This is a genomic window from Williamsia sp. Y853, from assembly GCF_056786495.1.
Genome location: NZ_JBXCJC010000004.1, coordinates 477,632 through 496,608, shown reverse-complemented (window position 1 = coordinate 496,608; position 18,977 = coordinate 477,632). Strand labels below are relative to the sequence as shown.

Here is an 18,977-nt window from a genome sequence, read left to right as displayed (position 1 = left end):
CCTGCGTGCGTTGTGGGTTGGTCTACAGATCGCGTAGCGAGCTTCGGCGCTGCCACCGCAGGACTCGCTTCTCGACGGTGGTCATGATGGCGTTCAGCGCGACACCCAGCACCGCGATCAGTAAGAATGCGGACCACATCTGCCGGTACTGAAAGGTCTGCTGATAGACCATGACGTTGTAGCCCAGACCCGCGGTCGTCGCATACAGTTCCGAGATGATCATCAAGATGAGCCCGATGCCGATACTCACCCGTAGCCCGGCCATGATCTGGGGCATCGCCGCCGGGAGCAGCACGCGGCGATAGAGGTCCAGTTTCCCGAGCTGCATGCTACGAGCACTTCGAATCCATTGCGGATCAACGCCCGCGACTCCGTCTGCGGTGTTGACCACGATCAGCCACACCGTGCCGAAGAAGATCAGGAAGATGTTCATCGAGCTGTTGGGACCGAAGATCTGGAACACGATCGGCAATAACGCGGCGTTCGGCAACGACATGAAGAAGCGCACGATCGGGTTGTACATCCCGGCCAGGATCGGGCTGCGACCCAGTGCCATGCCGAACACGACTCCGACAACCGCGGCCAGTCCCCATCCCGCAGCGAGCCGTCCGAGACTGACCGGAACGGTGTCGTAGAAGTCGCTGGAGAGGAACAACATCGACGGATCGCTCGACAGCCAGTCCTTGCGGAACTGCACAAGAACATCACTCAACGGCGGAAAGAACACCGTCGGCGAGGTCTGAGCGAATACTTCCCAGGCGATGAGCAGTGCCACGAGCAACCACAGCGCCCCGATCGGCGTCAGGATCCGACGAGCAGCGGCGAAGGTGGTCCGGGACTTCCGCTGGACGACCGGGGGCTGCGCCGCAACAACTTCAGGCCGCAACTCGGTGACGCTAGACAATGTGCACCCACTTCATCGAAGTCTTCTCGATTCGCACGAGAACTGTGTAGACGGTCATTCCGATGACACCGATCACCAGCAGCATCGCGTACACCACGTCAATCCTCAGCGCTTGCTGATACTGGACCATCAAGGTCCCCAAACCGGACTTCGCGCCGAGTAATTCGGCGCTGATGACCACGACCAGCGCAACACCGGAGGCGATACGCAGCCCGATGACGATGGACGGGAGCGCGCTGGGCAAGGTGACGTAGGTGTGTGTCCGGAGCCAGCCCCACTGCATGGATCGGGCGGCATCTTTTCGCATCGGTTCCGTGGATGCAACCCCATACATCGTGTTGATCAGGACGATCCAGAACGTCGCATACACCGCGACGGACACCTTCATGTCCAGGCCGAGTCCGAAGATCAGGATCACCACCGGGATCAGAGCCGTCGCCGGTATCGAGCGAAACACGTTGACCGCCAATGTAGCGGGGAGCGTGAGCCACGGAATCGTGCTGATGAGCAGTCCGACCGCAATGGCGGTGACCGAGCTGAGCACCAACCCGGCAAGCCACGCCCACATCGTGTCGCCCAGGCTCGACAGGAACTCGCTGTCGGTCAACAGGTCGGGCAGAGCGGCGGCTACCGCCCAGGGATACGGCAGGGAACTCGACGGCACGAGTTCCAGTGCAACGGCCACCGTCCACGCCAGCAACAACGTGACGATTCCAAGGGCACCCAGGCCGACGGCACGAGCCCGATCCGGATTCATCATCACCTTGCGCACGCTTGCGACAGCTCGGATACCCGTGGAGGGCTTCGCGTGCGACGCAAGCTCTTGTTGCGACGTCGTCGTGATCATGGGCTGCACTCTCGATTTGTATGTGAGTTCAGTGCGAGACGTTGTCTCGCACTACGCGACAATTCGACCAAGGCGTGACTGCGCTGTCAATTCGCCGAGGTTCCCAATCCCAAGATTTACCAGCGTGTTTCACACCCGTAACCTGCCGATCCGACCAGAAATACACGCGTCCACCGCAGTCAGCCCGGTCCGAGCTCGGAGGACAGAGCCTCCGCGGCGCTCTTGAGGGCGGTGATATGCCGGTCGATGTCTCCGCTGACCGACACAGACGTGGCAACCACTGCCAGGGCCGCCACGATCCGGTCACCGGCGAACACCGGGGCCGACAACGTCCGAAAACCGTTGACCACTGGCGATTTCACCGAGACGTAGGTGGAACGGATGCGTTGGAGCTCGTCAGCGAATTCCGGATTGGTGCGAAGTTCCGTGCGCGCCATCGCAGCGTCGGATTCGGGAAGAAACGCACAGAAAACCCTTCCCTGCGCCGAGGCCGTCGGGGAAAGCCGTGCACCGACGCGGACCGTCACCCGTGCCACCTGCTCGGTATTGTCGTTGGTGGCCACCACAATTGGACTCTCCCCATCCCAGACGCTCAGGACCACCGTCTCCCGGACCTCGGCGAGGAGTTTTTCCATATGGACTTCGGCACTCTTGATGACTGGCAGACCCGCGCGGGCCGCTGCCGCGAGCGTCATGACATGTGGCCCCAATGAGTACATGGATTCACCGTCATCGAATCGAATGAGGTTCGCGTCCCGCAGCGCCTTGGTGTAGCGATGCGCGGTCGCCTTGCTGGTATTGAGCACCACGGTGATCTCACCCAGGCTCATCCGCGGACGCTGGGGGGTGAACGCCGCGAGGATCGTTGCGGCTCGCTCGACTGCCTGAATGGCCGGTAGGGCCTTGGCTTCCGGTTCCGGCACCGGGATCGGCACCGTCACCGCGGGTTCATCCGCCATGACCGCCCACGTCCGCTCCCACTGGATCGCCGGCGGATTCCGCGATTCGATACCGCACATGATTCCTCTCCCTGGATGCCGATGTCGACCGGCGTGACCACGGCTGCTGCCCGAATGCGGGCCGGAGCATGGCGCTACTGGGAGGCTAAGTCGCGAACCACGTCTACGTCAATGCGGGATACCATCTCGCAATATGACAGACAGTTCGTATCGCCGTCGTAACAATCTGCGTCGGTCAGCGGACACACAACACCCCGGACAGTAGGTGTGCCCGACGCATGTCATCCGTTGCCGAGGGCCGCCGACAGACGCTCGGCGCTGCTGCGAAGCGCGTCGATATTTCGCTGAACCTGTTCATCGGTTGCGACCGACGTCGCCACCACCGCGAGTGCCGCAACAACGTGATCGGCCTGGAACACCGGGGCGGCCAACGTGCGAAGTCCGTTGACAACAGGAGATTTGACCGAGACGCCACTCTCACGAATGCGTACCAGTTCGGCGGCGAACTCGGGATCGGACTGGATTTCGCGGCGCAGCATCGGGACCTCCTCGTCGGGGAGGTAGGCGCAGAACACCCGCCCTTGCGCGGACGCGGTCGGCGACAGCCTGGCACCGAGGCGCACGGCGACGCGCGCCACATGATCGGTGTTGTCGTTGGAGGCGACCACGATAGGGCTTTCGCCGTCCCACACACTGAGCACAACCGTCTCCTGGACCTCCCGGAGGAGCTGCTCCATCAGCGGTTCTGCAAGCTTGATCACCGGTAGCCCGGATCGGGCCGCGGCCGCCAACGTGAGCACCTGGGGGCCAAGCGAATACACCGTTTCGTTGGGGTCGTAACGGAGTAGGTTCACCTCGCGCAGCGCCTTGGTGTAGCGGTGCGCCGTCGCCTTACTGGTGCCCAGCGCCGCGGTTATCTCGTTCAGCGACAACCGCGGACGAGCCGGGGTGAAGGCAGACAGGATGACAGCAGCACGTTCGACCGCCTGGATGACTGGCGCACCCTTTTCTTCCGGTGTCTTGGCCACCACCGTCACCTCTTCTCTCCAGCCGCCCATCTGCCACCGATGTCGGCGTAAATATGCGCAAAGCGCATCAGTTCGCTGACTCGCAGCACGTCGCGATCGGCATCGTTGTCGTCCGCCACACTAACCGGCCCTGTCCGGACGGTTTCGACACCGGCCTCGCGGAGCAACGCACCGTCTGTGGATCCGGTCCAACCGGTCACGTCAGGGGCACGTCTTCCGTGGTGACTCTGCCATACTGCGCGGGCAGTGTTCACGAACACAGAATCTTGTGGCGTGACACCGGCATCCTGCGGCGTCGTCAGCTCCACTGCGACAGTGCAGCCCTCGAGGGGACTGCCCGCGAAGGCCCGGTCCATTGCCGAACAGAGATCGGCGGCCAGGTCGGCGACGACATCGCCGGACAGGGTGACCAGGTACACGTAGAGGTCGACATGGGACGGCAGCAGATCGGGTTTGCGAACCGACCCCGCCCTGATCGCGCCGATCCCCGCCTCACGCCCGATCTGACCATCGCGGTGGCCACTGCGCGTCAGCCGGTGGCGCCAGTCCTCGAATGTGGCGCATATCGCGCCGATGTGAACGGGGAGGCCACCGGGTGGATGTGCACGGTCCCGGCTCAGCACCGCCCCCCGCTGACCCGAAACCCGGATACGCAGATATCCCGCGCCGGGTTCCTCCCACAGCACTCCCGGCGGACCACATTTCGCGACAATCGCGGCGCCAGGTGGTGGGTAGGCCTCGAGATGGTCCTTCAGACCGCTGTAGACCGCATCGGCAGGACCGGGACGCTCACCAAGCGTGTTCTCATGTGTTCCGCCACCGGCAAGCACCAGTCGAAGGGAGCGGGGTGCGGACGTCGACAACAATGTTGCAGCACTGGCGAATCCGACCAGCGCCGCTGCCGCCGGACCGCGCGCCACCCCGAGACCGAACGCCGACACGGCATCTCCTCGCCGGGTGAAGCCCACCTGTGCGTCTGCCCAGGACCCGGTGACGTCGTGATCGGCTGAGCCGATCCCCGTCAGGGACGTGTCGAGGTGGGAGTAGACAAGCAGATCGTCGCGCGACGCAACTCTCGTGCAGCACACCAGGTTTGCGCCGCCACTACCGATCTCGTCCACCGTGAACGCCAAGGCCGGCCAGCGTCGGCAGGCCCACCGGGCGAGCGCATACGCGGTTTGCCGCTCATCACCCCGCGGTGTCGGCGCTCCGGTGAGAACACCGATCGCCCCGAGCAGGCTGTCGATGCCTGTCGGGTCGGTGTCGTCAGGGTCAGTGTGCCCAGGTCCGGTCATCGGCCTCCGCACGCCAGATGTCGATATTTCGCGGATCTCGTTTGAGACGACGCGGACGGTGCGTCTCATGTTCCTCCGCGGAGAAGATGCGGTGTCCGTCACAGAGTTCGTAACGGGGCCCGTGCTTTTCGTCGAACAGATAGAACGCGATCGAGGTCGACGCCGAGTGGTTCACCACGTCGCCGAGAATCTTCACGCCTTTGTACTGGGCTCGCGCACGGCGCCGCATCACACCGTCCATGTCGCCCATGATGAAGCACAGGTGCTCCAGTGCGAACTTCGTACTGCGACGTATGGCCAGGCTGTGGTGATAGCGGTCTTCACACCGCAGAAACGCCGTGAAGTCCTCGACATAGTCAGACGGCATGAACCCGAGGACATCGAGGTAGAAGGCCAGGGTCTGCTCGTACTTGTCGGTCACGATGAACGGATGGACCAGCCGCTGCGGCCGCAGGTCCGGCCACGGCTCCTCCGCATATTCGAGGAGGCCCGTGAACAACTCCACCAGAGTGCCGTTGGGGTCACGAACCGCAAAACCTTCCTGGCACAGCCCTTTTGTCCCATCGGTCAATGGCAAGACCTCATGCCCCGAATCGGCAACCCGGCGCCGAAGATCCGCGAGATCTTCATCGGCGACGTGGAAACCCACACCGTCGTAACGGAACTCGGTCAGCGACGGATCGGAGATCAATTCGATACTGTGGTGCTCCAGGCCGACCCGAAGGTAGGCATGGGTGTCGTCATGGCCTTCGACGGCAAGGCCGACATGGTATTCGAGGAACTCGATGGTGGCGGCCATGTCGGGGACCGCGAGGCGCACAAATGCTGCGCCTGCGGGCCCCCGACGGCGGTTGATGCCTGGTTCGGACACGGACCTTGCCTTTCGTATGCGTGGAAGCCGTTGGCGCCCACGTGTGACCACCGTTCGCCAGCGGATACGAAAAGGGTAAGAGCCCTAAGACTGACCGTCAAGCGATGTGGGACAACGTCTCGTAATGCAACACGTACGTAACCTAAGGGCAGTGATCGGTCACTAACGTCCATGTTGGGGCGAGAAGCTCGTGCCCCACCCCCAGACACCCGACCCTCACCCTCATCTCCCCGCTCGAAAGGTTCATCCTCCATGCCCATCTTGCAACCACACTCCGGGGAACGTCTCGGCGATCACTACGTGGCCGCGTCCCCCAAGACGGTGTCGTGGGGACGGCTGCCGACTCCGGATCGTGAACCCGTTCTCACCATCGCCTCCGGCGAGACCGTCACCATCGACACCATCTCCCACGAGGGCCTGATGGAAGATCAGGGACGAGATCCACTGTCATACTTCGGCTCCCACGGTGTATCGGCGGGAGATGTCCTCGAAGACCTCGTCGAACTGGCCGCATCCGACGTGGTGCACACCAGGGGGCCGGACGGCCCACACGTTGTCACCGGACCGATTCACATCGACGGCGCAAAGCCCGGCGACATCCTCAAGGTCGAGTACCTCGACCTCACACCCCGTGTGCCCTACGGCGTCGTCTCGAGCCGTCACGGACTGGGCGCATTGGCCGGCGAACGGCCGGTCAGCGATGAGACCGGTGAGCCCGTACCGATCATCAGCCAGTTTTGCACTGCGGACATCGACGAGTTCACCGCAACGATGAGGTGGGGTGACAAACGACGAATCACGTTCCCGCTCAGCCCATTCATGGGCCTGTCCGGACTCACCGCCAACACCGATGTCGCCCTGAACACCATCCCACCCGGGGCACACGGCGGCAATCTGGACGTCCGCGACCTGGGACTGGGGTCGACGATGTACCTACCGGTCCAGGTGGACGGCGCCGGTTATTACATGGGCGACCCGCACTTCGCGCAGGGCAACGGCGAGGTCTCGTTGACCGCGCTCGAGGCGTCGCTGCGTACGACCGTTCGGCTGACGGTTCTCTCTGCGGCGCAGGCCTATCCCGCCACCGGGGCCATCGACGGCCCGTTCGGCGAGAGCCCCACCCACTGGATCACCATGGGGTTGGATCAAGACCTCAACGAAGCCATGAAAAAGTGCATCCGCGAGGCGATCCGGCTGCTCAGCCAGGTCGCCTCCGTCCCGGAGTCCATCGCCTATCTGTACCTCAGTGCCGCAGGCGATTTCGTGGTCAGCCAGGTCGTGGACGACGTCAAGGGCGTGCATTGCCTGATCCGCAAGGCCGACTTCCCCGCCTGGATCTAGAACAGGAAGCAGATCCGCCCCTGCCGGTAACCTTTCGCGGGCTGCCTGCAGGGGCGGATCTGTCCATCCGGGGTGTTCGAGCACGCTGTTCATCACGCCGCCCGTTGATCCCACGACGAATCGCAGCAGCGAGGTTCAACCCGTCGGCGTCGACCGGGTGGCAATTCTGATCCGTTTCAACACCGCGGCGGCGACCGCCGCGACGCAGGCGACGCACGCGAAGGCGAATGGCCACGACGTCGTCTCGACGATCACCCCCATCAGCGGCGGGGTGATCGCCATCCCCGCCGCGACGGCGGTGTTCTGCACCCCCAGCAACAGCCCGATCCTCGTGGGTCCGGCCAACTCCCCGATCGCCGTGAACGCGAGGCCGTTCCAGCTGATCGACGACAGACCGGCGCATACCAGCACGATGACCGCGACGGCCCCGCCGATCATCTCCCCGACGACGGCGAGCGCAAACAGCACGCTGGTCACCACCGCTACGTGCTGCAACGGGGCCAGACGCACCCCCTTGCGATCCGACCACGCACCAAGTCCGATACGTGCCGCGCCCCCACCGAGTTGGACGAGTGCGAGCACTCCGGCGGCCGCGATCGCCGACATCGCGTGCCCATCAACCAGATAGACCACCAGAAATCCCACGACCGTCAGTTGCGGCACGACAAGAAGAAACGAAACGACGCAGAGTTGCACGAGGACGCGGGTGCTGCCCGCGTGAACATCGGACTCGCGCGTCCGCCCCTCCGCTTCCACCGGCCCGTCGGGTTCGCGGATGAACACGAGCACCACGACCGCACCGACGCCACAGACAGCCGACGCGAGGAATAGCGCACCACTGAGTCCCCATGCCCTGGCCGCCGCAGGCAGCGTCACTGCCGCCACGGCCGCGCCGAGGGGGATCGCGGTCTGCCGCACACCCATCGCAAGTCCGCGTTCGGAGCGCGGGAACCACAGGATGACCGCACGCCCACTGGCGGCGTTCACGCTTGCACATGAGGCCCCGGCCAGCGCCATCGACACCATCAGCGCCCACATCGATGTCGAGAGGGCGGCGCCGATCAGGCCGCAGGCGCCGAGCACGAGACCGACCGTCATGACCCATCGTTCACCGATCCGATCGGCGAGAAAGCCCCACGGCACGAGAAACAACATCAGCCCGATCGTGCTCGCGGCCAACACGAATCCCAGCGCGGTGAGCGACAGGGAGAACTGCGATCGCAACACGGGCGACAGGCTGGGCATGCCCTGCAGCACCGACGCTGCCGAAGCCTGGGCAAAAACACCTGCGGCCAGCACAACCCATCGGTATCGGGGTTTGCGGGCGGCCGCGGGCACCACGACCAACGCTTCTTCTTTCATCTGCGTCATGCCGCGCCACTCTCCGCCCACCACATAGTTCATCTTGTAATGCGCGATACCGTCGTGTCAACCAAGATAACCGTTCCCGATGTGCTTTCGCCGCGGTCGGCCCGGATCAAATTGCCCACCACCACGACCACGATGAGAGACCGTCGAATGCCTGCCCCTACCAACACCTCTGGGGCCACGACCACCGGCGGGGCCGGGTGATCAGGCGGCAAACAGCGATGGCCCCCGGATTCCTCCGGGGGCCATCTCTGTCTTCGGGAGTCGGAGTCAGCCGAACTCAGCCGACCTGGACACCTGGAGCCACCAGGGATTCGAGGTCGGGCATGCTCTCGAGCTGATCGGACTTCAGTGCCATCTGGGCCATGTCCTCGAGGACCGCCATGTCGACGGACGAGGTGATGGTGTTCCCGGGCAGTTCCAACAATGTGGCGGCGGGCGTCTTGCAGACGGCACTGGCGATCTCGAAGGACTCCGCCTCGTTCGCCGGGTCGTGAATCTGCTCAATCGACTCGTTCATCGCCGCAAGCCACTTGTCCTCCACGCCCGGATGATCCTTGATCCAGTCGGTCATGCCCGTATACGTCGCATAGATCGCGTAGCCACCATTCGCGGACGTGAACGCGTTGCCGATGGAGTCCAGGGTGCCGGAATTCATGGCGAGAGCCGAGGCCGGAAGCTGACCTGCATCGACTCGACCCGACACGACTGCCGGCCCGAGCTCGGGAAAGGGCAGTGCGACGAACTCGACCTTCGACGGATCGCCATCGGCCTCACGCACCCAGTTCTCGATCATGATCTGATTGATGCCTGCGAGTTCGTTGACGGCAACCTTCTTGCCCTCGAGATCGGCGGCGCCCTTGATGTCCGACCCCTTCTTCACCGCGACACCACCGGCCTGCGGCGCGGGTGGCTGAGCGCTTGTATACGCGGCACTGACAACAGTCAGATCGATTCCCTGCGCCTCGGCACGGAAGATGCTGAACGGGTCGGTGAACGCGAGATTCACCTCACCGGGCTGCAACGCCGCGATCCCCGGCGCCCCACCGACTCCCGGCACAACGGTGACGTCGAGCCCGTGTTCGGCAAAGACTCCCTTCTCGACGCCCCAGTAGAGGTAGCGCTCATCGCAGAGATTGAGGCTGCTGACCTTCACGGAAATCGGCGCGTTGGGATCGGCCGAGCTTCCCGAATCCGATGAACTCCCGCCACAGGCGGCCACCATCAACGTGGCTGCGACGGCTGCAGTGACTCCAAAAGTCCTGACTGTTGGACGCGTACAAATCACGGGGCATTCCTCCTGAGCGGACAGAGCCGCACATGCATAGTCGGTGAACACATCTCTGGACACGCGATGCGATCTTGCTATGGGAGATGGTGTTCTCATCAGATTGCCCGTCGGTCGCGGGGCCGTAACACTCGCGTTTCGCCGGGCATCCGGCATCAAACCCGACGTCTTCGCGCAGCTCACGCGGCCGCAACCACAGTCGACCAATCCGGCTTCGCCACCCCGACACGGGTTGGTAAGTCCTTGCCACACCCGGCGGTCCGTGTTGGTAACCTCACCGTTTCGTTGCAGCAACACCAGTTCCGTAGATGTACAGGTGTGGAGTACGGAAAGTTCCCTCGGAGCGTCACCAGCCATGCCCTCCGGGTTCGCACCGGTGAGCGTCGGCGTGAGGAAGCACGTCGCCTACGGGACATCCTCAGCGGCACACTCGAGCACCAACCCGATCAAGTGACACGACTACCTGACGAGTCCGCCCTCTCGAAAGGTCATGGCGCATCGCGAAACACCGTCCGCGAAGCCTTGCACCTACTGGCCGACGAGGGACGCATTCGGCGTCAAGTCGGAACCGGCAGTTTCCCCGGCATGATCCCGAGTCGGTACAGATTCGACAGGTTGTTGGACGGCTCGGAGATCGCGGGGCGCTACGCACGCCTCGATTCCGCTCTCCTGGGACTGAGCGTTCTCGAGTCGATCCCGGACACCCTGAGAACGAGTCTGGACCTGCCTGCTGATGCAACGCGTCTGGCCGTCTTCGAGCGCGTCGAGTCTGCTGATGGCACACCCGTGGAACTGCGCACCTACCTGCTCCCCCTGGTGGCCGCAGATGTCATCGACGAGACAATCGCGGCCGGCGACGTGTACGCGTACATCGAGATGGGACAACAGAGGTCCATCGCATCGGCGGCTCGCGCGGTCTCGGCCGTCGCCGCCGATGCCGGTGTCGCGACCATCCTGGGCGTGCCGGAGAGCACACCGCTGCTCTTTCTCGAATCAACCCTGTTCGACGACGACGGTCGCGTGCTCCTGGTGACCTACGGCCGACATCGCAACGACCGTGTCACCGTCACGTTCAACGCCGTGCGAGAACGCAGCCTGCCCGACACCTGATAGGCACGCAGGCGCTTCGAGGTTGCCTCCATGTGAGCATTCCGTGTTGGGCACGTTTCGCCAGGTGAGGACGTGGCGTTCGCGCTTCTGAGCGGGTACAACCGGCCCCAAACCAGGCCCTGCGCCACCCGGCCCTCGGCTGCTTAGATGCAACAGTCCCCCTCCCGTCGCCGCCAGAACGCATCCTCGTCCGACCTCGATGCCATCCACAGAATCTCAAGGCCGATGGCGATCCGGAATCAAGTAACTGACAGAAAGAGGCATATCGCATGCAGGTCACCATCGTGGCGGACACGAAGGCCGATTCCGCTCGAACGGCATCGGCCGTGACACCGACCCACACCGACGAACGAGTACTGCGGGATGCCTTCGGACACTTCCCGAGTGGCGTGATCGCGATCTGCTCGATGGTCGACGGCGAGCGGACAGGTTTGGCGGCGAGCACCTTTGTGCCCGTGTCACTCGACCCACCACTGGTGGCGTTCTGTGTGCAGAACAGCTCGACCACCTGGCCGAAGATGCGCGGCTCATCGCATCTGGGTATCAGCGTGCTCGGCGAGGCACACGACGCGACGGCGCGCCTGTTGGCCGCCAAGACCGGTGATCGTTTCGCCGGTCTGGTGACCGAAACCAGCGAAGCAGGAGCGGTTTTCATCGACGGCACCAGCATCTGGCTCGACACCTGCGTGGTCGATGAGATTCCGGCCGGTGACCACGCGATCGTCCTGCTGTCGGTCAACGGACTCACCGTATTCGACGACGTCGCACCGATCGTGTTCCACCGCAGCGCCTTCCGAAAGCTGCAACGCACCGCCCCGTGACGGCGGCTCACTCGGCCGGAAGACCGGCCCAGTCCGAACCCTCCGAGATGGCAGCCATGGTGCTCTGTCCGTCGAGAGCCTCACGGATGATGTCGGCGTGCCCGCAGTGATGCGCCGTCTCGCGAAGCAGATGCAGCACCATTGTGCGGACGGACGCCCACTCCCGCTCGGGCTGCCAGGGTGCCGTCGGTTGCGGGATCAACTCGTCGAGGCTCGCCACCTCGGCGATGACGCGGTCGTAGCCGGCGGCGGCGCTGTCGTATTCGTTGATCCAGTACTCGAGCGTTTCGTCGTCCCGGAGCGTGTACACGTCGGCGAGCTGGCTCATGTCGAACTCAGCGTTCTCGTCGCGCTCCCGGATCGTCTGCGCGTGTCCACGTTCGCCTATGGCGAGGTGCTTGATCAGACCGCCGATGGTGAGTTCGCTGACAGTCGTCCGTGTGCGGGCCTGAGCGTCGGTGAGGTTGCGTGCCGTGACTTTCAGCAGGGCCCGCTGGTCGGAGAGAAGCGTCAAAATGTCCGCTTTTTCGCCGGTGACGGGGACAGTGAGAGCGACGGAGGTGTAGGTGCCTGCCATGATCGAGTCCTTTCGGGAACTGATGTGAACAGTGCCCACGTTATGACCCATATAGGACAGTTACGGTCCGCAATTGTGGCCGCAACTATAGAGTGCTTCCGAGGTGTCCGCGCTCACAGGGGCCTCGGGTCCTAAGATTACGGACACGGGGGTAGACGGACCGATGCATGACGCGACGAAACTGGAGACGAAGGCGAATATGAACGCAAAGCAGCCGACCATCATCTACACACTGACGGACGAGGCGCCGATGCTTGCGACACACGCATTCCTCCCGGTTGTACGTGCGTTTGCCGATGCGGCCGACATCAACATCGAGTCGAGTGACATCTCGGTTGCGAGCCGCATCCTTGCCGAGTTCCCCGATTACCTGACGGACGATCAGCGGGTGCCGGACAACCTCGCCGAACTGGGCCGTCTGACACAACTGCCCGAGACCAACATCATCAAACTGCCGAACATCAGCGCCTCGGTACCGCAGCTGGTCGAGGCCATCAAGGAACTCCAGGCAAAGGGCTACAAACTCCCCGACTACCCGGGCAACCCGAAGACCGAAGAAGAAGCCAAGGTTCGGGATCGCTACACCAAGTGCCTCGGAAGCGCAGTGAATCCGGTTCTCCGCGAGGGTAACTCGGACCGCCGCGCACCGAAGGCCGTCAAAGAATTCGCCCGCAAGCATCCGCACAGCATGACCGAGTGGTCGATGGCCTCGCGGACCCACGTGGCGCACATGCGCGAAGGCGATTTCTACCACGGCGAGAAGTCGATGACCGTCGACGGCGACCGCGACGTGAAGATGGAACTGCTGACCAAGAGCGGCAAGACGATCGTCCTCAAGCCCAAGGTCTCCCTGACCGACGGCGACGTCATCGACAGCATGTTCATGAGCAAGAAGGCCCTGATCGAGTTCTACGAGGAGCAGATGGAGGACGCCTACAAGACGGGCGTCATGTTCTCGCTCCACGTGAAGGCGACGATGATGCGGGTCTCGCACCCGATCGTCTTCGGGCACGCCGTGCGGGTCTTCTACAAGGACGCATTCGCCAAGCACGGCGACCTGTTCGACGAGCTGGGCGTCAACGTAAACAACGGCCTGTCGGATCTGTACAGCAAGATCGAGTCGCTGCCCGCCTCGAAGCGTGACGAGATCATCGAGGATCTGCACAAGTGCCACGAGCACCGGCCGGAACTCGCCATGGTGGATTCGGCACGGGGTATCTCCAACTTCCATTCGCCCAGCGACGTCATCGTCGATGCGTCCATGCCCGCGATGATCCGGGCAGGCGGCAAGATGTGGGGCGCCGATGGTCGCCCCAAGGACACCAAGGCCGTCAACCCGGAGTCCACCTTCTCCCGGATTTACCAAGAGATGGTCAACTTCTGCAAGACCAACGGCCAATTCGACCCGACCACCATGGGCACTGTCCCCAACGTCGGCCTGATGGCACAGAAGGCCGAGGAGTACGGCTCACACGACAAGACCTTCGAGATCTCCGAGGACGGCGTCGCCAACATCACCGACCTGGCCACCGGTGAGGTCCTGCTGTCGCAGAACGTAGAGGCCGGCGACATCTTCCGTCTGTGCATCGTCAAGGACGCCCCGATCCGCGACTGGGTCAAGCTGGCCGTGTCGCGCACCCGCGATTCCGGGATGCCGGTCATCTTCTGGCTCGATCCGTACCGCCCGCACGAGAACGAGCTGATCAAGAAGGTCAAGACGTACCTCAAAGATCACGACACAGAGGGCCTCGACATCCAGATCATGTCTCAGGTCCGCGCCATGCGGTACACCCTCGAGCGAGTGGTCCGCGGCCTGGACACCATCTCCGCGACCGGCAACATCCTTCGTGACTACCTCACGGACCTGTTCCCCATCCTCGAACTCGGCACCAGCGCCAAGATGCTCTCGATCGTGCCGTTGATGGCCGGTGGCGGCTTGTACGAGACAGGCGCAGGCGGTTCGGCTCCCAAGCATGTCAAGCAGTTGCTGGAAGAGAACCATCTGCGCTGGGATTCGCTCGGCGAATTCCTTGCTCTCGCCGTCAGTTTGGAAGACCTCGGCAAAAAGACCGGCGACGCCAGGGCAGTGATTCTGGCCAAGACGCTGGACGCGGCGACCGGCAAGTTGCTGGAGACCAACAAGGGTCCTTCACGCACCACCGGTGAACTCGACAACCGGGGCAGCCAGTTCTATCTCGCCATGTACTGGGCGCAAGAGCTGGCCAACCAGACCGAGGACGAGGAACTGCGGAAACACTTTGCCGCGCTGGCAGATACGTTGGCGAAGAACGAAGACTCCATCGTGAAAGAGCTCAATGACGCCCAGGGCAAGCCCGTCGACATCGGCGGCTACTACCTGCCGGACGCCGAGGCGGCAACTGCTGTGATGCGCCCGAGCAAAACCTTCAACGAGGCTCTGAGTTCCGCGCAGGCCTGAACCACGGTTCACTGATCCGCTCCACTTCCACGAATCCGCTCCAGTTGCAGCACGACGCAACTGGAGCGGTTCGCTATGGGTGGAGCGGATCGCTTTAGGTGGAGTGGATTTCTGTTGTGGCATCCATGCCAATTATCGTCAAATCTGAAATAGCCGTCGCGAAACGTCATCCTCGCAATGGTCGCGAAATGCATCCTCACGGCATACTCGGAGTCAGCCCTCCCTGGCCGACCGGGTTATCGATGGTCTGGCAGGCACAGTGGCGGCACCAAATGTGTACTCGACAGGCCGATCGCGGTAGTACAAAAGCGTGCTACCGCTTCACGAAAGATGAGAAATGGATCCACTGCGCTCGACGGACGCAAAAAGTTCTGCCAATTCGAGCGACCACGGAGTGGGTGAACGACAAGAGACGATCGCGGATTCCCCTGACCGATCCGAACGCGCCCCTCGCGACCATTTCTCAGCCGTCACCGGTGCATATGCCGATCCTGCTCTTCTTGCCGTTCTCGAAGGTCTACGTTCGCCCGACGGGGGTGCGCAATCCCCACTCTGGTCGGTGCTCGGCGACAGCGAACGGCTGCGCGCGGCTCACGACACCGGACTACTCGAGCCGGGACCTCATCCGGCGGTCGATCAGATTGTCGGCCTGACCATCGAGGCAATCGGGATCCCGTATGCCGCGCTGAACATCATCACCGACGTCGAGCAGGTACACGCCGCGATCGCCTCCCGCTCAGGTGACATCGGAGACCGACGGACGTATCCCCTCACCGATTCGCTCTGCGTGTACGCGGTGGCCAGCGGAGCCCCACTCATCATCGACGACATCGCCGACCATCCGGTACTCGGGGACCATTCGTCCGCCCGAAGCGGTGCGGTCGGCGCATACATCGGCATTCCGATCATCGACGACGCGGGTCAGGCGGTAGGTACGCTCTGCGCCTGGGACACCGATCCGCATCATTGGTCGAGCGGCGAGATTCAGATAATGAGCGACCTTGCCGACGTAGTCCGAAACGTCATTTTCGATCATTAAAATCTCAGCACCCGATATTAATTCGAAGGTCGACTGAGACCAATGATCCGCGCTCGAACCGAGCGCGGATTGCGACGGCACAGATAGAGTGTGATTAATTGTGAGTGCGCCAATTTTATCGGTGAACTGGCTCGTCGTGAATGGAGTGGGAATTGCCACAATTACTGGAGGTCGAACCATCGACCAGCCCCAGTGGCCCCCCGCGTATTTCTCCGACTTCTCGAAGAACATTCGGCGAACTCATTCGGACCGATCCGTTGAGCACCATCACCACAATTTCCATAGATGTGTTGTCTGCGTCGATCGCGGTCGGACTCGCCTGGTGGTGGGTGCTCACGTCGGATTCACCCCACCCACCTTTGTGGTGGCTCGCGCTTTTTGTTCCTGTCGTCGTGATCGTGATGGGGTTGCGATCGTTATATCACCGCTCACTCAACCGCCGATTCCTCGACGAGTTCTATGGAATCCTCTCCTCTGCCGCGATCGCGACGATGCTCTTGCTGTGCAACCTGGTCATTTTCGGGATCACCGATCGGCCCGGGATAGCCGTGACGAAGTTGTGGGTGTGCGCCAGCATTCTCATACCGGTCGGGCGCCTTGTTCGTGTGTTGGTCCAACGCCGATTGCAACGGCACTCCCATCTGGTGTCCCCCACGCTGGTCATCGGGTCCGGGCCGGTCACCCAGCACGTCATCGATCGAATGATCGCGGCTCCGGAACACGGGATGAACCCCGTCGGCGTGCTGTCGGCCGAAACCCTCACCCGCGGTGACCAAAGGCTCGACACCGACCAAGTGCCATACCTGGGCACTGTTGACCAGCTGGAAGACGCCATTGCCAGCACTCAGGCCGAACGTCTCGTCGTGGCATTCACAAACGTTCGCTGGGAGATGCTGACGGCAGCGGTCCGCATCGCGCACCGCCACGGATTACGGGTGTGGGTGGTGCCCCGCATGTACGAGGTGATCGGCTCGAAGAGCGTCGTCGACCACATCGGCGGTATGCCGCTGCTGTCTGTGCCCCACACCAATCCACGCGGGTGGCAATTTCGCGCCAAACACATCAGCGACCGCGTCACCGCGGGGCTTATCCTGCTGGCGATCTCACCCATCTTCCTGTTGCTCGTAGCGTTGGTGCGGTTGAGTTCTCCCGGGCCGATCTTCTTCGCTCAGCAACGGGTGGGGCGTGACGGGCAGGTCTTCGGCTGCCTCAAGTTCCGGTCGATGCGGCTGCCCGATCCCGCCACGCCTGCGTATGTTCCGAAAGTCGGCAACGCACCGGGCGGAGTCGAGGGTGTCGATCGACGGACACGGATCGGAAAGCTCATGCGGTCGACGTCGATGGACGAACTCCCCCAGCTGCTCAATGTCCTTCGGGGTGACATGAGCCTGGTCGGACCTCGACCCGAACGTCCCGAATTCGTAACCCTTTTCGAGGCGCAGATCCGCCGCTACGGCGAGCGGCACCGGGTCAAGGCCGGCGTCACGGGGTGGGCCCAGGTCAACGGCCTGCGCGGGCAGACATCCATCGCGGACCGCGCCGAATGGGACAACTACTACATCGAGAACTGGTCGCTGTGGCTGGACATCAAGATACTGCTGCTGACCGTGCTCGCAGTGCTCAAACGGGCCGAATGATTCTGGCGCACAGTCTTCATGCCTTCTCGGATGCGAGTCTGTGAGCTCGCTTCCTGTTCACGAAGACCGATTGGTACTCCGGCGCCAACATTGAAGCGGCCACGTGATACGGCACGAACATGAGTACCTCGGTGATGACAAACGACACGAATACCGCAGTGCTGGAGTGAAAACCGAACAAGAAGGCCAGTCCCAGCACAACGTAGAGAGCGGTGTTCGCAGCTCTGAGCCAGAAGACCATCTTCGTTTGCCCCGCCCGTCGCAGCGCGGCAAACGGAATGGTCGTGATCAGCATGCACACCTTCCACATGCATGCGATTGCCAGACCGACATACAGCGAGCTGCTCCAGGCGGGACCGAAGATCAAGCTCCACAGTCCCAGGTACGCACTGCCGAAGATCGCAGCCGTGCCGGCAACAAGGATCAACGCGACGCCTGCCACCTCACCCTTGTGCCCATGGGCGAGTTGGCGCACGCGGCCATAGGCGAGGATCGGTTCAAGAATTCCCGAAATGGTTGAGACAACCCGGAAACCAACAGCTGCCGACGGGCCGAGAATCGCCAGGATGAACGACGCCAATGCTGGTTGCACCATGCCAACTGTCGCGGTTTCGCCGGTAACCCACGCAGCTCTGGTCAGGTCAGGCGGTAGACCCGTTTCCCGCCGGTCCGGCAGTGGCCAACACCTGATGAGGATGGCCAGCAGAGCACCCGCGGCCAGAACCCTTATACAGTTGGAGTTCTCGTGCACGGCAAGGATCAAGGCGCTCAGACAGCCAACCATGAGGACTGAGGCGGCAACAGATTCGAGCTTCCAACTGCCCCGCACGACTCCGATCGTGCGGGCCATCAGCAATCCCGACGACAGTCCCAGCACACCGATCAGCGTGATGACCGTTGGCGGTACCGGTGGACTCACGATGAGAAGGGTCCCGGACACAAGGCTCAGCAACACCATCCACCAGGGCATCGATATCTTGTGGTCTGCCTCTGGGGTGGCAAGGCGGGACTCGACGACGAACGCCGACAGTAGCTGGGCCACGTAGGTTCCGATCGCCAGCGAAACAGCCAGGCGGCCCTGTTGGTCGATGGGCGCGACGCGCGCGAATACTGCGATGAAAATTGCCGGGAAAGCGTTGAGTGCCAGCCCGGCGGCGATTTGCACCAGCGGCTCGACGCGCTTCCCGTCAACCACTGACCGTATTCGTGTCACCACACGTCGGCCTCGCCGGTCACGTCCATGAATTCTTCGAAATGGATGTCAATGACCGCCCCGCGACGCGGCGATCGAATACTCTTCGCTTCGGCATTCAATCGGGTCGATACAATTCCGGGTGGCCAGTTCCCTACTGCACTTCTGCACCGGAATGTACGCTCCACCTGTAGTACTCTATGTCACGGATTGGCTACCGTGCTCGCTGAGATCGAGCCACTTTTGTTTGTGATGGAGAGGAC

16 protein-coding genes are annotated in these 18,977 nt (G+C 62.7%); 6 read left to right on the top strand and 10 right to left on the bottom strand.

The features are described 5' to 3' along the window. Positions 1–22: 22 nt before the first annotated feature. The 6 genes from AC1TPF_RS22870 to AC1TPF_RS22845 all read right to left on the bottom strand — a co-directional run bounded on the left by AC1TPF_RS22870 (position 23) and on the right by AC1TPF_RS22845 (position 5,904). Positions 23–886, bottom strand: a complete 864-nt coding sequence (locus tag AC1TPF_RS22870; RefSeq protein ID WP_482140545.1) for an ABC transporter permease — start codon at positions 884–886, stop codon at positions 23–25. 10 nt (positions 887–896) lie between these two features. Next, complete coding sequence (locus AC1TPF_RS22865; RefSeq protein WP_482140547.1) at positions 897–1,751, bottom strand: ABC transporter permease; 855 nt, start codon at positions 1,749–1,751, stop codon at positions 897–899. Between the two features lie 179 nt (positions 1,752–1,930). After that, complete coding sequence (locus tag AC1TPF_RS22860; protein WP_482140549.1) at positions 1,931–2,770, bottom strand: IclR family transcriptional regulator; 840 nt, start codon at positions 2,768–2,770, stop codon at positions 1,931–1,933. Positions 2,771–2,991: 221 nt separating this feature from the next. After that, complete coding sequence (locus AC1TPF_RS22855; protein ID WP_482140550.1) at positions 2,992–3,738, bottom strand: IclR family transcriptional regulator; 747 nt, start codon at positions 3,736–3,738, stop codon at positions 2,992–2,994. A gap of 5 nt (positions 3,739–3,743) precedes the next feature. Beyond that, entirely contained in the window at positions 3,744–5,033 is a 1,290-nt protein-coding gene (locus tag AC1TPF_RS22850) for a hypothetical protein (RefSeq protein ID WP_482145383.1), read from the bottom strand. Then, entirely contained in the window at positions 5,011–5,904 is an 894-nt protein-coding gene (locus AC1TPF_RS22845; RefSeq protein WP_482140553.1) for a VOC family protein, read from the bottom strand. The genes AC1TPF_RS22850 and AC1TPF_RS22845 overlap by 23 nt, the downstream gene beginning before the upstream one ends. Positions 5,905–6,156: 252 nt before the next feature. Between AC1TPF_RS22845 and AC1TPF_RS22840 the strand changes: the two genes are divergently transcribed. Beyond that, positions 6,157–7,245, top strand: coding sequence for an acetamidase/formamidase family protein (locus AC1TPF_RS22840; RefSeq protein WP_482140555.1), 1,089 nt, complete (start codon positions 6,157–6,159; stop codon positions 7,243–7,245). 135 nt (positions 7,246–7,380) lie between these two features. On the opposite strand, the gene AC1TPF_RS22835 is transcribed toward AC1TPF_RS22840, so the two are convergent. Beyond that, a complete protein-coding gene (locus tag AC1TPF_RS22835) occupies positions 7,381–8,616 on the bottom strand; it encodes an MFS transporter (RefSeq protein ID WP_482140557.1) in 1,236 nt (411 codons plus the stop codon). Between the two features lie 277 nt (positions 8,617–8,893). Further along, the gene (locus AC1TPF_RS22830; protein ID WP_482140559.1) at positions 8,894–9,769 is read right to left on the bottom strand and encodes an ABC transporter substrate-binding protein; all 876 of its coding nucleotides are present in this window, start codon (positions 9,767–9,769) and stop codon (positions 8,894–8,896) included. A gap of 450 nt (positions 9,770–10,219) precedes the next feature. On the opposite strand from AC1TPF_RS22830, the gene AC1TPF_RS22825 reads away from it, so the two are divergent. Together AC1TPF_RS22825 and AC1TPF_RS22820 are read left to right on the top strand one after the other, a co-directional pair. Further along, positions 10,220–11,011, top strand: coding sequence for a GntR family transcriptional regulator (locus AC1TPF_RS22825; protein WP_482140561.1), 792 nt, complete (start codon positions 10,220–10,222; stop codon positions 11,009–11,011). A 269-nt stretch (positions 11,012–11,280) separates the two neighbouring features. Continuing rightward, positions 11,281–11,832: a flavin reductase family protein gene (locus tag AC1TPF_RS22820; protein ID WP_482140563.1), complete on the top strand. Its 552-nt coding sequence runs from the start codon at positions 11,281–11,283 to the stop codon at positions 11,830–11,832. A gap of 7 nt (positions 11,833–11,839) precedes the next feature. Here the strand turns inward: AC1TPF_RS22820 and AC1TPF_RS22815 are convergent, their stop codons facing one another. Then, positions 11,840–12,409, bottom strand: a complete 570-nt coding sequence (locus AC1TPF_RS22815; protein WP_482140565.1) for a DinB family protein — start codon at positions 12,407–12,409, stop codon at positions 11,840–11,842. A gap of 199 nt (positions 12,410–12,608) precedes the next feature. On the opposite strand from AC1TPF_RS22815, the gene AC1TPF_RS22810 reads away from it, so the two are divergent. From AC1TPF_RS22810 to AC1TPF_RS22800, 3 genes are all read left to right on the top strand, one after another. Beyond that, positions 12,609–14,846 (top strand): NADP-dependent isocitrate dehydrogenase, encoded by a 2,238-nt coding sequence (locus AC1TPF_RS22810; RefSeq protein WP_482140567.1) that lies wholly within the window; start codon positions 12,609–12,611, stop codon positions 14,844–14,846. Between the two features lie 394 nt (positions 14,847–15,240). Further along, positions 15,241–15,885: a GAF domain-containing protein gene (locus AC1TPF_RS22805; RefSeq protein WP_482140568.1), complete on the top strand. Its 645-nt coding sequence runs from the start codon at positions 15,241–15,243 to the stop codon at positions 15,883–15,885. 140 nt (positions 15,886–16,025) lie between these two features. Further along, positions 16,026–17,522 carry a sugar transferase gene (locus AC1TPF_RS22800; RefSeq protein ID WP_482140570.1) on the top strand — a complete coding sequence of 499 codons (1,497 nt, stop codon included), beginning with the start codon at positions 16,026–16,028 and terminating at the stop codon, positions 17,520–17,522. A 16-nt stretch (positions 17,523–17,538) separates the two neighbouring features. Here the strand turns inward: AC1TPF_RS22800 and AC1TPF_RS22795 are convergent, their stop codons facing one another. Beyond that, positions 17,539–18,717: a polysaccharide biosynthesis protein gene (locus AC1TPF_RS22795; protein WP_482145382.1), complete on the bottom strand. Its 1,179-nt coding sequence runs from the start codon at positions 18,715–18,717 to the stop codon at positions 17,539–17,541. Positions 18,718–18,977 lie beyond the last annotated feature (260 nt).